Source organism: Saccharopolyspora antimicrobica, assembly GCF_003635025.1.
Classification (GTDB): Bacteria; Actinomycetota; Actinomycetes; order Mycobacteriales; family Pseudonocardiaceae; genus Saccharopolyspora; species Saccharopolyspora antimicrobica.
Genome location: NZ_RBXX01000002.1, coordinates 359,374 through 375,757 on the forward strand (window position 1 = coordinate 359,374; position 16,384 = coordinate 375,757).

Annotated in this window: 18 protein-coding genes; 9 read left to right on the top strand and 9 right to left on the bottom strand. The window is 70.7% G+C overall.

The genetic code is table 11. The features are described 5' to 3' along the window. Positions 1-14 precede the first annotated feature (14 nt). Entirely contained in the window at positions 15-722 is a 708-nt protein-coding gene (locus ATL45_RS02230) for a thioesterase II family protein (protein ID WP_093156212.1), read from the bottom strand. Positions 723-961: 239 nt separating this feature from the next. Here ATL45_RS02230 and ATL45_RS38675 point away from each other — a divergent pair, with 239 nt between their 5' ends. The 5 genes from ATL45_RS38675 (at position 962) to ATL45_RS02250 (ending at position 4,348) form a co-directional block, all read left to right on the top strand. Continuing rightward, complete coding sequence (locus tag ATL45_RS38675; RefSeq protein ID WP_170210137.1) at positions 962-1,099, top strand: hypothetical protein; 138 nt, start codon at positions 962-964, stop codon at positions 1,097-1,099. A 338-nt stretch (positions 1,100-1,437) separates the two neighbouring features. Then, entirely contained in the window at positions 1,438-2,709 is a 1,272-nt protein-coding gene (locus ATL45_RS02235) for an HNH endonuclease signature motif containing protein (protein WP_246025125.1), read from the top strand. 226 nt (positions 2,710-2,935) lie between these two features. Then, the gene (locus ATL45_RS38265; RefSeq protein WP_143121709.1) at positions 2,936-3,439 is read left to right on the top strand and encodes a hypothetical protein; all 504 of its coding nucleotides are present in this window, start codon (positions 2,936-2,938) and stop codon (positions 3,437-3,439) included. 154 nt (positions 3,440-3,593) lie between these two features. Next, positions 3,594-3,770, top strand: a complete 177-nt coding sequence (locus ATL45_RS02245; protein WP_170210138.1) for a response regulator — start codon at positions 3,594-3,596, stop codon at positions 3,768-3,770. Between the two features lie 215 nt (positions 3,771-3,985). Beyond that, the gene (locus tag ATL45_RS02250) at positions 3,986-4,348 is read left to right on the top strand and encodes a hypothetical protein (protein WP_121505285.1); all 363 of its coding nucleotides are present in this window, start codon (positions 3,986-3,988) and stop codon (positions 4,346-4,348) included. A 51-nt stretch (positions 4,349-4,399) separates the two neighbouring features. Here ATL45_RS02250 and ATL45_RS02255 read toward each other — a convergent pair whose 3' ends face one another. The 3 genes from ATL45_RS02255 to abc-f all read right to left on the bottom strand — a co-directional run bounded on the left by ATL45_RS02255 (position 4,400) and on the right by abc-f (position 7,104). Then, complete coding sequence (locus tag ATL45_RS02255) at positions 4,400-4,681, bottom strand: HU family DNA-binding protein (RefSeq protein WP_093156217.1); 282 nt, start codon at positions 4,679-4,681, stop codon at positions 4,400-4,402. Positions 4,682-4,832: 151 nt separating this feature from the next. Then, positions 4,833-5,438, bottom strand: coding sequence for a CatB-related O-acetyltransferase (locus ATL45_RS02260; protein ID WP_093156322.1), 606 nt, complete (start codon positions 5,436-5,438; stop codon positions 4,833-4,835). A gap of 70 nt (positions 5,439-5,508) precedes the next feature. Beyond that, on the bottom strand, positions 5,509-7,104 hold the full coding sequence (abc-f, locus tag ATL45_RS02265; RefSeq protein ID WP_093156218.1) for a ribosomal protection-like ABC-F family protein: 1,596 nt from the start codon (positions 7,102-7,104) through the stop codon (positions 5,509-5,511). Positions 7,105-7,257: 153 nt separating this feature from the next. On the opposite strand from abc-f, the gene ATL45_RS02270 reads away from it, so the two are divergent. Further along, a complete protein-coding gene (locus ATL45_RS02270; RefSeq protein WP_093156220.1) occupies positions 7,258-7,875 on the top strand; it encodes a TetR/AcrR family transcriptional regulator in 618 nt (205 codons plus the stop codon). Here the strand turns inward: ATL45_RS02270 and ATL45_RS02275 are convergent. Together ATL45_RS02275 and ATL45_RS02280 are read right to left on the bottom strand one after the other, a co-directional pair. Next, a complete protein-coding gene (locus ATL45_RS02275) occupies positions 7,852-9,441 on the bottom strand; it encodes an outer membrane protein assembly factor BamB family protein (protein WP_093156222.1) in 1,590 nt (529 codons plus the stop codon). The two genes, ATL45_RS02270 and ATL45_RS02275, sit on opposite strands and share 24 nt — an antisense overlap. 184 nt (positions 9,442-9,625) lie before the next feature. Then, the gene (locus ATL45_RS02280) at positions 9,626-11,119 is read right to left on the bottom strand and encodes an MFS transporter (protein WP_093156223.1); all 1,494 of its coding nucleotides are present in this window, start codon (positions 11,117-11,119) and stop codon (positions 9,626-9,628) included. A gap of 91 nt (positions 11,120-11,210) precedes the next feature. Here ATL45_RS02280 and ATL45_RS02285 point away from each other — a divergent pair, with 91 nt between their 5' ends. Next, a complete protein-coding gene (locus ATL45_RS02285) occupies positions 11,211-11,759 on the top strand; it encodes a TetR/AcrR family transcriptional regulator (RefSeq protein ID WP_093156225.1) in 549 nt (182 codons plus the stop codon). A gap of 30 nt (positions 11,760-11,789) precedes the next feature. On the opposite strand, the gene ATL45_RS02290 is transcribed toward ATL45_RS02285, so the two are convergent. From ATL45_RS02290 to ATL45_RS02300, 3 genes are all read right to left on the bottom strand, one after another. Continuing rightward, the gene (locus ATL45_RS02290) at positions 11,790-13,064 is read right to left on the bottom strand and encodes a purine-cytosine permease family protein (RefSeq protein WP_439332435.1); all 1,275 of its coding nucleotides are present in this window, start codon (positions 13,062-13,064) and stop codon (positions 11,790-11,792) included. A gap of 193 nt (positions 13,065-13,257) precedes the next feature. After that, the gene (locus ATL45_RS02295) at positions 13,258-13,578 is read right to left on the bottom strand and encodes a hypothetical protein (RefSeq protein ID WP_093156323.1); all 321 of its coding nucleotides are present in this window, start codon (positions 13,576-13,578) and stop codon (positions 13,258-13,260) included. 76 nt (positions 13,579-13,654) lie between these two features. Beyond that, positions 13,655-13,966, bottom strand: a complete 312-nt coding sequence (locus tag ATL45_RS02300; RefSeq protein ID WP_246025126.1) for a hypothetical protein — start codon at positions 13,964-13,966, stop codon at positions 13,655-13,657. Positions 13,967-14,464: 498 nt separating this feature from the next. On the opposite strand from ATL45_RS02300, the gene ATL45_RS38680 reads away from it, so the two are divergent. Together ATL45_RS38680 and ATL45_RS02315 are read left to right on the top strand one after the other, a co-directional pair. Continuing rightward, the gene (locus ATL45_RS38680; RefSeq protein WP_170210140.1) at positions 14,465-15,751 is read left to right on the top strand and encodes a hypothetical protein; all 1,287 of its coding nucleotides are present in this window, start codon (positions 14,465-14,467) and stop codon (positions 15,749-15,751) included. Between the two features lie 188 nt (positions 15,752-15,939). Beyond that, the gene (locus ATL45_RS02315) at positions 15,940-16,317 is read left to right on the top strand and encodes a hypothetical protein (protein ID WP_177242030.1); all 378 of its coding nucleotides are present in this window, start codon (positions 15,940-15,942) and stop codon (positions 16,315-16,317) included. Positions 16,318-16,384 lie beyond the last annotated feature (67 nt).

Genomic DNA, 16,384 nt, shown 5'->3' on the forward strand with positions numbered 1-16,384 from the left:
ACTGCTCCGGCGGACTACTGCGCGGGATCCAGCACCCGCTGCAGCGCGACCGGCGCCGACAGGAACCTGAACTGATCACCCGGCAGCACGTGCGCGGCGACGCCGCCGAACTCGTGCCACCCGTCCACCGACGACATCCCGTCGTCAGCCCACCCGACCGCGGTCACCCGGACCCGGTCGGAAGCCACGGCCGGGCGGTAGGCGGCTGCCGAGGCCAGGTCGTCGCGGAACACCCCGACCCGGGCCTCCACCAGCGACGGCAGCGGATTCCCGCCCACTTCCAGCAGCACCTGGAAGAGGACCTCGGCCAGCAGCGCATCCGACGCGCGGCCGAACCGATCCGGCCGGCACCCCGGCGCGGGCTGGGCGGAGACGAACACCTGCACCGGTCCACGCCCGGCCATCCGGACCGCGGTCTCGTAGCCCAGCAGGGCCACGGCACCGTGCCCGAAGAAGCCCAGCGACCGCCCGCAGTACTGGCCGAGCGCACCGGCGAGCTCCGCGGCGAGCTGCTGGAAGCACGCCGGGCGCGAGCGCCTGGCGAACACGTCCCTGCCCGGCAGCTGCACCGGGCAGACCTCCCAGCGGCCGATGGTGCGCGGCCACCTGCGGTAGGTCTCGGCACCGCACCCCGGGTGCGGCAGCGCGAACAGCAGGGCCCGGCTGCCGGGATCGGGATCGCGCAACAACCAGCGAGACCATCCGGAGGCGTTCCGCAGCATTGACCCGCTCCTCTCCGGAATGCGGCCGACCCCGATGTCCGACCCCGTGCGAACAGACTCTCCACAACCGCCCCATCAGCGGCCTATCACTGCGCCATCACCGCCTGCGGAGGGGACGATGGGGAGATGACAGCCGCGCGACGGCGGCCTGATAAGTCGGCTCCCTAACGTCATCGGCAGTTCCGGTTCACGACGAAGCCGGCACCGGAAGAGCCACGTCACACAGCACGGGAGCAGCAATGTCCTTCTTCAAGAAGCTCGCGATCGCCCTCACCGTCCTGGCCGCCGCAGTCCCGGTCACCACCGCCCTCGCGACCACCTCCGACGCTCCGGCCGCGATCGTGGCCGCCCCCGGCGACGACACCCCCTGGGGCTGACCGGCCAGCGGTGCCGGTGGGGTGGAGCGGCCGGCTCCCCCACCGGCACCGCCCCGGTGTTCCGGCTGCGGTCTCCCGGCCCGGTGGTCGACGGAGGCCGCGCCTTCTGCCGGTTGCCGATGACCGATCACGTTGGAGGAGCTGGTTTCCTTCGGGACAAGGCCAGCGATCTCTTTCGGTCGGCTAGGTGGTTTACACCTGTCCGTGTGGTGAAACAGGCGTTCGACGCTGGCATCGTGGTTTTCATGGATGTCTTGGCGATGCTGTCGGGGTCGGGTGTGGACGGTGAGAGTCCACAGTCGACTGTCTCGGCGTGCTCGGATGCTGAACTGTTGGCCGTGATCGCTGATACCGAGGCCGTGATGCGGGCCGCGATGGCACTACAGCTGCGAGCCATCGCCGAAGCCGAGCAGCGAGGTATTCCCGCAGCGCAGGGCGCGCGCAAAACCCAGACTTGGGTTAGGGAGAAGCTCAACATCGCCGCCGGAGAGGCCAAGTCCCGGGTGCTGGTGGCGCGGATGGCCACCGAGAGCACCACCGTCGACGGCGATCCGGTCCCCGCTGAACTGCCCGCCGTCGCCGAAGCGATCAACACCGGCGCGATCACCGTCGCGCATGCCCGGACCATCATCAACGGCGTCCGCCGCATGGCACCGGTGTGCACCCCGGACGAGCTGGGGCAGGCCGAAGCCGTGCTCACCGACTACGCCCGCGTCCACAGCCCGCACGACCTGGCGACGCTGGCCGAACGGGTCCGCTACTACTTCGACGAGGACAACGCCTTCCGCACCGAGGAAGTCCAGCACGTGCTGCGCGAGCTGCACTACGGCACCGATGCCGACGGGATGACCGTGATCAACGCCCGCCTCTCCCGCGAGGCCGGTGCGAAGTTCCGCGCCGCGCTCCAGCCGCTGGCCGCGCCCCTGCCTTCTGAAGACGGTCAGCCGGACTTCCGCAGTCCCGGCCAGCGCAACGCAGATGCCCTCGACGCCCTGCTGGACATCGCCCTGGCCTCCGACCAGCTCCCCCGATCCGGCGGCCAGCGCCCGCACATCACCATCACGATCAACTACGACGACCTCATCCGCACGCTCGGCGACACCGAGAAGCGCGGTATGCCGGGCACGCTCACCTCCACCGGCCAGCCCATCACCGCCGCCACCGTCCGACGGCTGGCCTGCGATGCCGAAATCCTCCCCGTCGTCCTCGGCGGCGACGGGCTGCCCCTCAACGTCGGCCGCACCGAGCGGACCGCACCGCCCCACCTGCGTGCCGCGCTGCTCCTGCGCGACGGCACGTGCGCCTTCCCGGCGTGCGACCGCCCGCCGGGAACGCCGGAGGCACATCACGTCGAAAGCTGGATCGATGGCGGCGCCACCGATCTGAACAACCTCGTCATGCTCTGCGGACACCACCACCGGACCATCCACACCCAGCACTGGACGATCGCCATCGAGGACGACCACCCCGTCTTCACCGCACCCACCACAGTGGACTCCGAACGGAGTCCGAGACCCGGCGGCCGGCCCACCGGCACCGAACACAACGCGCTCCTCCACCAGCTGATCCCACAACCACGCCAGCCGGAGGAACCACAAACACGCGTCTGAGCCGCCCGCCCCGGGCGGCCACCCCCGCACGCCCTTCCACCCGGCGATGCGAGCGGTCGTCCCTACTCACCCTGGTCTGCTCGGGTGAGGAGTGGTGATTCGGCCGCCGCGTCGATCGGGCTCCCGGCGTGCTGGTCGCTGGTGGTCTCCCGCGGCGGAGCCAGTGGAGTTCGTCTCGCGCCCGATACGCTCGAAACGAGGTCCTTCGCGGGCCAGCTTGATCGGTATGGGATGGCCGCTGCCCCGGATGTCGGGCACAGTCCACGTCAGTCATCACCAGTTCTTCCTGCTGGATCGCGGGGCCTGTCCCGAGGACGGCGGCATGCTGTACTGGCGTGACAACGGGCTGGTGACCACGGATCCACACCGGGTTGATAAACCTCATGGTGGAGCGGTTCCACAGTGCCCCACCCGTCGTTCCGGCGAGTTTGGAGGACATCGTCGAACTCGCGACCTGCCGATCCGGCGCGCGGAGCTGCGCGTGGCCGGGTTGATGCTCGACCCCGCGCCCGAGTTTCGGATTCCGTTCCCCATCGGCAGCGTGGTGTGCCGCGTCCGCGTGCACGCGACCGGACGTGACACCGACATCGATGGCGCCACCATGCAGCCGGTCAAGGACTACCTCTTCCAAATCTGGGAGTCCACAACCGAAAGTCCCGCCGACGTCGTGCGAGTCAGCAGCGGCTACGGCGCCGCACTCCGCCGTCCCCACCCCGGCCAGGGTGTGTGACACTCGCGTCGTCAGTCACAGCTACCTGGGGTGACAGGGCCGTTCGGAGAGGTTCAGCGTGGCACCTGGAACCCGTAACCGATCTGCTCGTCGTGGACGACGAACCCACGGTGCGGGGCTGCTGGCCGCCACACTGCGGTTCGCAGGGTTCGAGGTGACTTCTGCAGCCAGCGACGGCGAGGCGCTGGAGCAAGCGCGACTCTGCAACCCGGATCTGGCACTGCTTGATGTGATGCTGCCGGATCTGGACGCCTTCGAGGTGATCCAGCGACTCCGGGCATTGGTGTTCCCATTCCGGTGCTGTCCCTCAGCGACCGCGATGACCCGCTGAGATGACCAACAGGCTCCGCCGCGGTAGCGACCTACATCACCAAGCCGTTCGATCCGCAGGAACTCATCGCCCGGTTCCACGCAGCCTCCGGCGCTCCGGAGCCTCCACCTGCGGTGTGCGCCCGGACGGCGTAGCCGACGAGATCGGTGACTGCCGCGGCCGGTGCACCCGTCGCCCCGAGATCAACAGCATCCCGATCAGGCAAGATGGGCCGCATGCACGCACATGCCGCAGCAGGGCTCCGGGAGGTCCGGGATCTGCTGGCGACCTTCACGACGCCGTCCTGCATCGAGCGCGCCGCCGAGCTGGAGGGGGCCGCTGACAAGGTCACCTCCTGCGCCGCCGAGCTGCTCGACGTCGACTCGGAGCGGCTGCAGCACCATCTCGCTTCCGCTGTCCGGTCCATTCAGTCGGCGGAGCAGACAGCGGCGTCCTACGAGCGGAACCCGTTGTCCCGGCCGATCGCCCAGGCGCGGTTCGCCATGCGGACCGGGGTGGCGATGGGTGCGCTCCAGGTCGCGCTGGAGGAGCTGGACCCGGCGGAAGAGGCGGCTCGGGACAAGCTCCGCGACCGGTGACGACCGCGCGGTGGAGCCTGCGGCTTCCGGAGGCTCCACCGCGACCACGTGCTAGTTGTTCACCGTCTCGTCGAGGTTCTTGCTCGGGACGAACTTGACCACCCGCTTCGCCGGGATCTTGATCTCCGCACCGGTGGCGGGGTTCCGGCCGGTCCGCGCGGGGCGGTCCACCGCCTTGAGCTTCCCGATGCCGGGCAGGGTGATCTCCTCGCCACTGCTCAGCTGCTCCGCGGCGATGCCGGCGAGGGCTTCGAGAGCCGCTCGGGACGTCGTCTTGGACACCTCCACGACTTCGGCGAGTTCGGTGACCAATTGGTCCTTGGTCAGGGCCATGTCCTGTTCCCTTCGATGCATCCGCAGACCGGTGTTCACCGATCGCGACACACCACTACCCCCGGTGAGATCACCGGACCAGCACTGACCCGCCCACCTCGCCCGGATTTCACCGGTACGGGTGATCAACGACAGATCGTGTCCGGCCGCGCTAGCCGACCGGAGCAGCGGCTTCGAGGTCGGCGATGCTGCCCGACATGATCGTGCGGACGTGCTCGGTGATGTGCTCCAGCGGCCAGTCCCACCAGGCCACCGCCAGCAGGCGGGCGATGTCCGGTTCCGCGTAGCGGGTCCGGATGAGCCGGGCCGGGTTGCCGCCGACGATGCCGTAGTCGGGCACGTCGGCGGTGACGACCGATCCGGTGCCGATGATCGCGCCGTGGCCGATGCGCACGCCGGGCAGCACCGTGACGTCGCGGCCGAGCCAGACGTCGTTGCCGATCACCGTGTCGCCCCGGTTCGGCAGACCGGTGAGCAGGTCGAAGTGCTCCGACCACGAGCCGCCCATGGTGGGGAACGGGAAGGTCGACGGCCCGTCCACGCGGTGGTTGGCGCCGTTCATGATGAACCGCACTCCGGTGGCCAACGCGCAGAACTTGCCGATGATCAGCTTCTCCGGGCCGTAGTGGTAGAGCACGTTGCGGGTTTCGAACGCGGTCGGGTCGTCCGGGTCGTCGTAGTAGGAGAACTCCCCGACTTCGATCAGCGGTGATGTGACGAGCGGCTTGAGCAGCACCACGCGCGGCTGGTCGGGCATCGGGTGGAGCACGGTCGGATCCGCGGGAATGCTTGGCACAGCAGGACCTCCTTCGCTGAGGTGAGTGGTGTCAGGCGCACACCGAGGCCTGCAGGGCGAGGTGTTCGCCCTGCCAGCGCTGGCGCAGCAGGCGGTCGTGGCTGACGACCACGAGCGCGCCCCGGTAGTCGGCCAAGGCGTCTTCCAGTTCCTCGACCAGGTCGGGCGACAAATGATTGGTGGGCTCATCGAGCAGCAGCACGTCCGACGGCTCGGTGACCAGCCGCGCCAGTGCGAGCCGCTGCTGCTGTCCGGTGGAGAGGTTCTCGACGCGCGTCGAGAACTGGGCGCTGGTGAACAGTCCCAGCGAGAGCAGCTGCTCAGCGCCTCCCGGCCGGCCGCGGGAGAAGGCCGCGAGCAGTGTCTCTCCCGGCACGACGGGACCGGGGTCCTGCGCGAGGTAGCCGACCCGGCCGCGGCGGACGACAGTGCCGCGGTCCGCCGCGAGGTCTCCGGCCAGCACCCGCAGGAGGGTGCTCTTACCCGCCCCGTTCGGGCCGGTGATCAGCAGCCGCTGCCCCGCTTCGACCGCAACGCTCGTCCGGTCGAGCCGCCCGGCCACCGCGATGTCGGTGGCGTCGAGGACGGTTCCCCCGACTCCACCGGCTCGCGGCGTCGTCGTGAACCGCAGTGGTTCCGGCGGCGGTGGCACGGGTTCCGCGAGCAGCCGCCGCAGCCGTTCTTCGGCGTTGCGGACCCGGCTGGCCAGCGATCGCTGCACCCGCCCGCCTGCCCGGTCGTAGGCCATCTTGTTGTTGTCCTGCATCGCCCGGCCCGGCGCGACGTCGCGCGCGGTGGTCGCCGCGACCTCGCGGAGCCGGGCGGCCTCGGCCTGCCACTGCGCATGGGCCTGCACCCAACGCTCCCGCGCCGCTGCCTTCTCCGCGCGGAATCCCGCGTAGCCGTTGCCGTACCGGACGACGCAGTGCCGGTCCGCGTCGACCTCCAGCAGGCTCGTCGCGATCCGTTCCAGGAAGACCCGGTCGTGGGAGACCGCGACCGTGGTGCCGCGCCGGGCGCGCAGGTGCTCTTCCAGCCAGTGCACGGCGTTGTCGTCGAGGTGGTTGGTGGGTTCGTCCAGCAGGAGCACTTCCGGCCCGGCGGCCAGCAGAGCGGCCAGCCGCAGCCGGACCTGTTCGCCGCCGGAGAGCCCGCCGACGGTGCGGTCGCGGTCGACCAGCCCGAGTCCGAGACCGTGCAGAGCTCGTTCCACGCGGGCGTCGGCGTCGTAGCCGCCGCGCAGTTCGAAGGCGGTCGTGAGTTCGCCGTACTCGACCAGGCCGGAGTCGTCGCCGTCGGCCATCGCGGTTTCCAGAGCGCGCATCCGCCGTTCGATGGCGCGCAGGTCGCCCAGCGCGCGGTCGATGACGTGCTGGACCGTCAGCTGCGGCGGCAGCCGTTCGTCCTGCGCGAGGTAGCCGACACCGCCGTCGGCGTGCACGACGACCTCGCCGCGGTCGGGCTGTTCGGTTCCGGCGAACAGGCGCAGCAGGGTGGACTTCCCGGACCCGTTCTCACCGATGATCCCGGTGCGCTCACCCGCGGCGAGCGAGCAGGTCACCGCGTCGAGGACGGGCCTGCCGTGGAAGGACTTGCTGACCGCGAGCGCGGTGATCTGCGTTGGCATGCATGGACTCCGAAGCATTCGAGGGGGACGCGGCCAGCGGGAACCGCGGGGTGGGACGAACGCTTCGGAAGAGCATCGGCAACCTCACTAGTGCGACAACTGTTGCGTTAGGATAAGCGCATCCCGTCCCGACGAGCAACTGGACCGCCGACGATGAGTTCCACGCCACAGCCCCGGCCCGGTGGCCGCACCGCCCGCAACCGCGCCCAGGTGCTCGCCGCGGTCAGCGCGGAGCTGGCCGAGAACGGCTACGACGCCCTCACCGTGGACGCCGTCGCGGCGCGCTCCGGCGTGCACCGCACCACGGTGTACCGCCGCTGGCGCGACGTCGGCGGCCTGCTCACCGATCTCCTCGACTCGACGAGCGACGACGACTGGCAACCCGCCGACACCGGCTCGCTGCGCGGCGATCTCACCGCGCTGAACCAGGAGATCCAGACGTCCCTGACCGAGCGCCCCTCGATCGCCATGGCGCTGATCGCGGCGTCCTTCCGCTCCGAGGACGCCGCCCGCGCGCTGCGGCGGCTGTGGGAAGACCGCTACGAGCGCTGCGAAATCGTCGTCGACAGGGCGGTTCAGCGCGGCGAGCTGGAATCCGGGATCGACGCGCGCGCCCTGCTCATCGCCGCGACCGCACCGCTCTACCACCAGCTGGTGCTGCTCGGCACCCCGCCCGACCCGGAACTGCCCGCGCACGCGGCCGGAACTGCCGCACTGGCAGCAGCAGCCGGCGCTTTCCCGCGCGGGTCAGGGCAGGTCGAAGGCGAGTAGCACGTTGCCGTGCTCGCTCGGGTACATCGGCTCGTACCCGGTCTGGACGTAGAGCGTGCCGTTGGCGACGACCGCGCCGCCGTTTCCGGAGATCGAGCCCCCGCACCCGGTCAACCCGTTGGCACCTGCGAAGTCCCGGACGGTGTCGTACTCCCACAGCACCTCGCCGGTTTCAGCGGAGTAGATCCGCATCTTGCCGTCGGTGCTGCCCTCGTAGACCAGGCCCGGCGTGGAGGTCACCGCGGGCGTGTGCGCGAGCACGCACTGGTCGGGATGCGCGGCCGCACCGCCCCAGTCGCAGCCGTCAGCCGGGTTGGGCGTGGTCCACACGACCTCACCGGTCGCCGGGTCCATGGCGTTCAAGGTGCCCGGGCCGGCGAAGTAGCTCGCCGCGTACAGGCGTTCGCCGTCGTAGCTGGAACCCCACTGGAGCCCGGTCGCCCCGCCGAGCGGGGACGGCACCGACAGCTGCCTGCGCCAGCGCACCTCACCGGTCCGCGCGTCGAAAGCGTGGTAGACGCCGCTCTTCTGCCCGACGCCGACCAGCGTGCGCCCCTGCACCGGGAACAGGTTCGGGCTCGCCCCGAGATCGAAGTCCAGCGCGGTGCCGTCCTGCAGACCCGGGCAGTAGCCCGCCGAATCGGGGACGTTGCACAGGTCCCGCCAGCTGTCGACGTCGGTGACCTGCTGCTTCCAGCGCAGCGTTCCGTCGATGGCGTCCAGCGCCAGCAGGGTGTCGAAGTCGCCGCCGTTGCCGGAGTAGTTCTGCCCGGTGCCCACGAACAGCGTGCCGGTTTCGGCGTCGATGACCGGCGATCCCCACACCCCCGCGCCGGAGGGCTCGTACCGGGTCGCACCGCTGGGCCAGGTGCCGACCGCTTGCGGTTCGGGAACCGTGTAGTAGCGCCAGATCAGCTCCCCCGTCTTCGCGTCGAGGGAATCGACGTGCCCGCGGAAGGTGCAGCACGGGTAGTCCGGTCCGCCACCGTGCTCGGCGCTGGAGGCGCCCAGGTAGATCCGGCCCTGGTGGTACAGCGGCGAGCTGGTGTGCCAGCCACGCGGGTGGTCTTCGGTGTCCACCGCCCAGATCAGCTCGCCGGTGCGCTGGTCCAGCGCGTACGCGTATCCGCGGCTGTCGCCGAAGAAGACCTTGCCCTCGGCGACCGCAGGACCGGTCGCCCCGTTGAACGCCACTCCGTCCATCGGCGCCGGGCCCACCGACGTCAGGTCGAACTGCCACTTCAGCTGCCCGTTGCGGGCGTCGACGGCGTAGAAGCGCGCGTCCGGTCCGCCGAAGAACACGTCGTCGCCGACCACCGCGGGCTGGCTCTTCACCCATGCGCCGGTCTTCGGGTAGGCGAACGCCCACTTGAGCTTCAGCCCGCCGACGGTTTCGGGAGTGATCCGGTCCTCGGCGCCGTTGAACCGCGATCCGGCGAGATCGCCCTGCCAGCTGGGCCAGTCACCGGGCCGGGCGCGCTCGTCCTCGCTGGCCGAAGCACTCACGGCGCCGCCGAGGAGCACGGCAGCGCTCAGCAGGACCAGCCATCCGCGTGCTCGGCGCATAGGATCCGCTCCCCTGGTCCGATTCGTCCTGCCCAGCCTGGCAGCAACGCCGGTTCCAGTCGATCCGCCACCAAGACCAGGCTTCCGAGCACCAACAGGCCGCAACCGTTGCGAGCAAAGGACTCCTGAAGTCCTCAGTGGACGAAAGAGGTGGCGGCCCCGAACGGGGCCGCCACCTCCTCGATCAGCGGCGGGAGAGCACCCACCAGGCCTGGAAGGCCGCGAAGGCGAGCACCACCGCGCCGACCACGCTGGTCACGTGCACGCCGTAGGTGAAGGCGTGCGCCGCCGAATCGCGCAGGGCCACCGCCTGCTCCAGCGGCAGCTCACCGGCCACCGCCAGTGCCCCGCCGAGCGTGTCACGCGCGGTGTCCACAATGGATTCCGGCAGGCCGGTCACGTCGACGTGGCTGCGGTAGGCCGCCGTCACCACGCTGCCGAGGACCGCCGTCCCCAGCGCCGCACCCAGCTCGTAGCCGGTCTCCGAGATCGCCGAGGCCGCGCCCGCGTTCTCCGGGGCCACCGTGTTCATGATGGTGTCGTTGGTGGCCGTCTCGGTGATCCCCGCGCTGACGCCGACGATCATGAACGCCACCACCACCAGCCAGGCACTGCCCTCCGACGGCAGCAGCACCATCAGCAGGTAGCCCAGACCCGTCGCGAACATCGCCACACCCAGCAGCTCGGCCAGCCGCACCCGGCGGATCAGGCGAACCGCCACCAGCGAGCCGACCACCGACAGCCCGATGCCCGGCAGCAGCGCCAGGCCCGCGCGCAGCGGGGACATCCCGAGCACCAGCTGCAGGTACTGGGTCATGAAGAACAGCCCGCCGACCATCACGAACACCGCCAGCAGGTTGCTGGCCACCGCCACGCTGAACCGCGGCTTGGCGAACAGGCCCAGGTCCAGCATCGGGTCGTCGAGCCTGCGCTGCCTGCGCACGAACGCGTACCCGGCGATCAGCGCCACGGCCACCGCGGGCAGCGCCAGCGAGCCGCCGCCGGCGAACTCCTTGACGCCGAAGACCAGCGCCAGCATCGCCAGCAGCGAGAGCCCCGCGCTGGGCAGGTCGTAGCGGCCCGGGTTCGGGTTGCGCGATTCCGGGATCACCAGCGGTCCGACGATCAGCAGCAGCACCATGACGGGCAGGTTGATCAGGAACACCGATCCCCACCAGAAGCGCTCCAGCAGCAGGCCGCCCAGCAGCGGCCCGAACGCGGCACCACCGGCGAAGGTCGCCGTCCAGGCGGCGATCGCGGTGGTCCGGGCGCGCGGATCGGTGAAGATGTTGCGGATCAGCGACAGCGTCGAGGGCATCAGCGTCGCACCGGCCACGCCCAGCAGGGCACGGGCGGCGATGAGCAGTTCGGCGCTGGGCGCGAACGCCGCCAGCACCGAGGCCAGGCCGAAGCCGGTGGCGCCGATCAGCAGCAGGCGGCGACGGCCGATCCGGTCGCCGAGGGTGCCCATCGTGACCAGCAGTCCGGCGAGCATCAGCGAGTAGATGTCGACGATCCACAGCAGCTGGCCGCCGGTCGGGCGCAGCTCCTCGCTGATGTGCGGCACGGCGAAGCTCAGCACCGTGTTGTCGACGGAGATCAGCAGGACGGGCAGCAGCAGCGCGCCGAGCGCGGTCCACTGCCCACGGGAAGTACTGGGCGATTTCAGGTTGGTCATCTCTACACGGCCTCGATTGATCTGTACCGTCCAGACGGTACAGAAGTGGTCCGGTAGGGATACTAACCGTCCAGACGGTATAGTTCAAACCGTGGCTGCCTCCGACACCCGAGACCGCATCCTCGACGCGCTGCAGCGGATCCTGATCCGCAAGGGAACCGCGGCGGTGACCCTGGAATCGGTCGCCGCCGAAGCCGGGGTGTCCAAGGGCGGCCTGCTCTACCACTTCCGCTCCAAGCAGGCGATGCTGCAGGGCCTCACGCTGCGGCTCGACGACGCGGCCGAGGCTGAGTTCGCGCAGGCCACCGAGGACGGCGTCGACGTCGTCCGGTACTTCCTGCAGACCTCGCTGCCCGCCAGCGACGAGGAGATGGCGCTCTACTGGTCGGTCATCGCCGCGCTGCGCAGCGCCGAGGGCCTCAGCGAGGCCGGCAGCGAGGTGCTGGCCAGGGTGTTCGGCCGCTGGTCGGAGCTGCTCACCGACCACATCGGCGACCCGGTGCTGGCCGAGATCGTGCGCCTGGTCGGCGACGGCCTCTACCTCAGCGCGCTGTCCGGCCTGCCGCACCCGGACCCGGAACTGATCAAGAAGGTCTTCGACCGGCTGCTCGCGCAGGTCGCCGAAGCCCGCCAGGCTTAGGCCGCGCCACGCGCTCGGGCGACCGGGCGGTCACACGTCGGCAGTCTTCTCGTTCACCGGGCGCGAGCTTCCCACCTCAAGGCCGATCACGGGACGGGTTCCGCCACGATCGGCGGTACCGGGGTGTCGGCGCAGGGCACCCAGCGGGGTCCGTCCGGGCCGAACACGTCGCGGGGCTCGGGGAACGCCCGGAGCAAACCGAGATAGCCGACCGCCGCGAGCACCAGGGACAGCGGCAGGCTGATGTCCATCCCGCCCGCCAGCTCGCCGAGCGGCCCGACCAGCTGGCCCGGGATGTTGACGAACAGCAGCGCGACACCGGCCGACAGCAGCCACGCGGTCATGCCGCGCCAGTTCCAGCCGTGGTGGAACCAGTAGCGCCCGCCCCGCTGCCGCCGGTTGAACACCTGCGAGGATCATCACGACCATCCACGGCCCGGTGCAGGTCACGATCAGCGCGGCGAAGGTGGAGATGCTCTGCACCAGGTTGAAGCCGAAGCGGCCGACGAAGATCAGCCCGATGGACAGCACGCCCACCAGCACCGTCGCCCGCACCCGCGAGAAGCGGGGGAACACGCTGGAGAAGTCCAGGCCGGTGCCGTACAGCGCGGTGGTGCCGGTCGACAGGCCGCCGATGAGCGCGATCAGGCACAGCGGCCCGAAGTACCAGCCCGGCGACACCGCGAGCAGCCCGCCGACGTAGTTCGGGGCGTCACCGGCCAGGTACTCCGGCGCGGATCCGGCGATCACCGTGGCGGTGATCAGCCCGAACCCGAACGGGACGATGGTCGACAGCTGCGCGAGCAGCGCCGCTGCCACCACGCGGGCGCGCGGCGTGGTCGAGGGGATATAGCGCGACCAGTCGCCGAGGAACGCCCCGAAGGACATCGGGTTGGCCAGCACGATCAGCGCGGAGCCGACCAGGGCGTCCCCGGAGCTCCACACCGAGATCGCGAAGAACGTGACCGCGGTCAGCAAAGACAGGAACGATCCGACGACGCGCCCGTGCACGCCCAGGTGCGCCGAGGACGAGACCGCGTTGTTGGTGCCGTTGACCGTGCCGAACACCGCCATCGGGCACAGCACGAGCGCACCCGCCACCAGCCCCAGCGCGGTGGCGGCGAGTCCCTGCCAGAACGACAGCCCGAACAGGATCGGGAACGCGCCGAGCACCGCCGTGGAGAACGTGTTCGCGCCGCCGAAGCACAGCCGGAACAGGTCGAGCGGCCGCGCCGTGCGCTCAGCGTCGGGGATGCGCTCGACGCCGTTGGTCTCCACCCGCTTGAACGCCGGCGCTTCGCCCATCGGCCCGTCCTCCCCGACCCCGTGCGCTGATCAGCAAAGACTGCGCCACCGGGCTCCGGTGCGGAATCGACCGAAGCTCCAACGCCGGTCGCTCCCGTTGGACGAACGCACAAGCGGGCGCCCACCGGCTGCGGGCACGAGGAACGGGCTGCCCGGAAGATCCGGACAGCCCGTTCTCATCCGCGGAGCCGGGTCAGCCGCCGACCATCGGCCCGCCGTCACCACCGACACCGGCCCCACCGATGCCCGCACCGCCGACTCCGTCGCCGCCGGTGCCACCATCGCCACCGACGCCGCCGCCTTCGGTGCCGTCGCCGCCGTCACCACCGTCGCCGCCGCCGGTGCCACCGCCTGTGCCACCGCCGTCGCCGCCATCGGCGCCCTCGACCACGACTCCGCCCCAGTCGGCGGCTTGGGCCGGCAACGTCGACATGACCGTGCGCGGCGGCAGGAACTCGACGAAGCCCAGTTCTTCGAGCTCCGCCGTGCTGAGCTGCCGTCTCGGTTCGAACATCAGATCCCCCTTGGCCATCGGAGCGCGTTCAGCGGACCTCTCAGGCCTACCCGCGGAGGAGCGACGTCAAGGCAGATCACCAGCCGAAGAACGGCCCGCCGTCGCCACCGATGCCCGGACCACCGATTCCGAAGCCGCCGTAGCCGAAGCCACCGTGACCGCCGTGACCGCCGTGGCCGCCCAGGTTGCCGTCGCCACCGTCACCGCCGTCACCACCGCCGGTGCCGCCACCTGTGCCGCCACCGGTACCTCCGGAACCGCCCTCGATCACGACGCCGTCCCAGCCGCCGGCCTGGAACAGCGTCGACATGACCGTGCGCGGCGGCAGGAACTCAAGGCGCTGGTCGCCCAGCTCTTCGAAGCTCACCGGTTCAGTTTCATCGATCACTTTCGTCCTCCCCAGTCGGAACGGGCTCGGAATGCAGCCGGAGATCGATGCCGGACAAGGCCGAAAACCCAGATCCCCCATCCAACGCCCCCAAATTCACCGGCACCGATTCGGAGGGTAAATGCCCCCGAGAACCAGCGCAGTCCGAAAACAACCAACATCCGCAACTCGGCAGAAAATGCCTGCTCAGAGCCTACTTCGAAGATTCACCCGCAACAACCGGAACGGTTAGACGCCCTACCGCGAATTGCGGAGAAAACCGCTCCCCGGAAAAAGAACCGAACGGCGCACGCACCGGAATTCGACGTCACGGCGCCCGGGCGAATGCGTCCCGGGACCGCTCCGGCGCCGGGCCGGGCGGGCAACCACCGATTCGGGTGGTCCGCACCCGAATCCCCCAACGTCGCCCGCTCGGATACCACCACCGCTGATCCACTCGGCCTAGACTCCCGCGCTGTTTGGCCCAGCCGAAATCATCCCGGGTAAGGAGTAGTGCCGATGCGCAATCGCCCACCTCGGACCGCTAGCGGCGGTCCGATCCGGCAGGTCCAGCACTGGTGGCCGCTGCCGAGCGCCGCCATGCTCGCCGTCACCTTCAGCATCGCCGCGGTCCCGGCCGCCCAGGCAGCACCGCCGTCCTGCACGCAGACCTCGAACGGCTCCGGGGTGGACGTCGTCTGCGAACGCGGCGTCCCGGAGGGCACCACGCTCGACGGCAGCGACGGCAACGACCGCTTCTACCTCAACGGGGCCGTGGCGGGCACCGTCAACGCGGGCGCCGGGGACGACCTGATCATCGTCACCGGCCGCGCGGGCGGTGACGGCGGCAAGGGCGGCAACGGGCACCTCGACGGCCGCAGCGGCGACACCAGGAACGGTGAGAACGGGGGCAAGAACGGCGGCAGCACCGGCGGCGCGGCCGGGACCAACGGCGCGACCGGTCCCAGCGCGCGGGCCGGCGGCAGCGCGGGGGTCGGTGGCCACGGCGGCACCGGCGGGCCCGGGGTGACCGAGACCGGCGTGATCAACGGCGGCGCCGGGAACAACACGATCACCGTCACCGGCGGCAGGGGCGGCAACGGCGGTGTGGGCGGCGACGGAGGCACGGGCACCACCGATCCCGCCGATTCCCGCGGCGGCCGGGGCGGCAACGCCGGTGACGGTGGAACCGGGAACCTCGGCCACATCTACCCGGGCGAGGGCGAGAACACCGTCACGATCATCGGCGGCGACAGCGGAACCGGCGGAACCGGCGGCGTCGGCGGGGATGCGACCGCCAGCACCCGCAGCGGGAACGGCGGCGATGGCGGCAACGGCGGCGGTGGCACCGAGCGGGCCAACGGACGTGGCGGCGCGGCCAACGGCGAGACCGGCACGATCGTGAGCACCGGTACCGACGACATCACCGTCCAGGGCGGCAAGGGTGGTCGCGGCGGACGCGGTGGCGACGGCGGAACCGGCCACGAGCCGAGCGCCCGCGACGCCGCGACCGCGGACAACGAGGTCGAAGGCGCCGGTGGAACGGGCGGCACCGGCGGGGACGGCGGCGTCGCCAACATCGGCAACATCATGTCCCAGGACGGCGGCCGGGCCACCGTGCACACCATCAGCGGCCCGGGCGGCGACGGCGGGGACGGCGGAACCGGCGGCGACGGGATCACGCCCGGCATCCCGGGTCTGCGCGGTCTCAACGGCGTCGCCGACACAGGCGGCACGGGCGGTGCGGGCGGCCCCGGCGGTCATCTCGCCACCACCGGCACCGAAACCGGCCGCCGCAACCCCTGACGTCCTGACCGAGAACGACCACCCGGAAGATCGCGCACCCGAGCGGGTGATTCGAGGTGCACCGCACGCCCGGTGCTCCTACGTTCTGCCCCGTGTGCCAGGAACTCGCCACTGGAGCGCGTTCTTCGAGGGGGTGGCCTCGTTCCGGTTCTTCCGGTGAATTCACTGAGTTTGCGAAGGAGCACCTGATGCCACGAACCTCTGGACCGCTGAGCCCCGAAGAGATCGAGACGCAGCGCGTGGAGTTCCTGCCCGCGCGCACCGTCATGTCGACCTTCTGGCTCCCGTGGAACGGCGCGGACGTCGTGGTCCTGGACCCAGACCCGCACACCCACGTCGAGGCCTACGGGGACAACGACGTCACGACCACCGGTGACGTCACCGGCGGCGACGGCGGTACTGGTGGCGGAACCGGCGGTGGCCAAGGCGGCGGCAACGGCGGCAACGGCGGCGATGGCGGTAGCGGCGGCGATGGCGGCGACGGTGGTGATGGCGGCGACGGCATCGGCGGCGATGGCGTCGGCGGCAACGGCATCGGCGGCCAAGGCGGCGGCAACCCGAGCTGATCCCGGCTGTCCTGGTGGTGCGCCGAGCCGCTCGGCGCACCACCCGTCAGCACTTCCGAGGAGTCGT

Bases quoted from the DNA above. Each gene is read 5' to 3' on its own strand.
- ATL45_RS02290 (WP_439332435.1), bottom strand. From the start codon at position 13,064: ATGGGCGAAGCGCCGGCGTTCAAGCGGGTGGAGACCAACGGCGTCGAG.
- ATL45_RS02255 (WP_093156217.1), bottom strand. From the start codon at position 4,681: ATGGCCCTGACCAAGGACCAATTGGTCACCGAACTCGCCGAAGTCGTG.
- ATL45_RS02260 (WP_093156322.1), bottom strand. From the start codon at position 5,438: ATGCCCGACCAGCCGCGCGTGGTGCTGCTCAAGCCGCTCGTCACATCA.
- ATL45_RS38680 (WP_170210140.1), top strand. From the start codon at position 14,465: ATGCGCAATCGCCCACCTCGGACCGCTAGCGGCGGTCCGATCCGGCAG.
- ATL45_RS02295 (WP_093156323.1), bottom strand. From the start codon at position 13,578: ATGTTCGAACCGAGACGGCAGCTCAGCACGGCGGAGCTCGAAGAACTG.
- ATL45_RS02275 (WP_093156222.1), bottom strand. From the start codon at position 9,441: ATGCGCCGAGCACGCGGATGGCTGGTCCTGCTGAGCGCTGCCGTGCTC.
- ATL45_RS02230 (WP_093156212.1), bottom strand. From the start codon at position 722: ATGCTGCGGAACGCCTCCGGATGGTCTCGCTGGTTGTTGCGCGATCCC.
- ATL45_RS02270 (WP_093156220.1), top strand. From the start codon at position 7,258: ATGAGTTCCACGCCACAGCCCCGGCCCGGTGGCCGCACCGCCCGCAAC.
- ATL45_RS38265 (WP_143121709.1), top strand. From the start codon at position 2,936: ATGGGATGGCCGCTGCCCCGGATGTCGGGCACAGTCCACGTCAGTCAT.
- ATL45_RS02315 (WP_177242030.1), top strand. From the start codon at position 15,940: ATGCCACGAACCTCTGGACCGCTGAGCCCCGAAGAGATCGAGACGCAG.
- ATL45_RS02280 (WP_093156223.1), bottom strand. From the start codon at position 11,119: ATGACCAACCTGAAATCGCCCAGTACTTCCCGTGGGCAGTGGACCGCG.
- ATL45_RS02250 (WP_121505285.1), top strand. From the start codon at position 3,986: ATGCACGCACATGCCGCAGCAGGGCTCCGGGAGGTCCGGGATCTGCTG.
- ATL45_RS38675 (WP_170210137.1), top strand. From the start codon at position 962: ATGTCCTTCTTCAAGAAGCTCGCGATCGCCCTCACCGTCCTGGCCGCC.
- abc-f (WP_093156218.1), bottom strand. From the start codon at position 7,104: ATGCCAACGCAGATCACCGCGCTCGCGGTCAGCAAGTCCTTCCACGGC.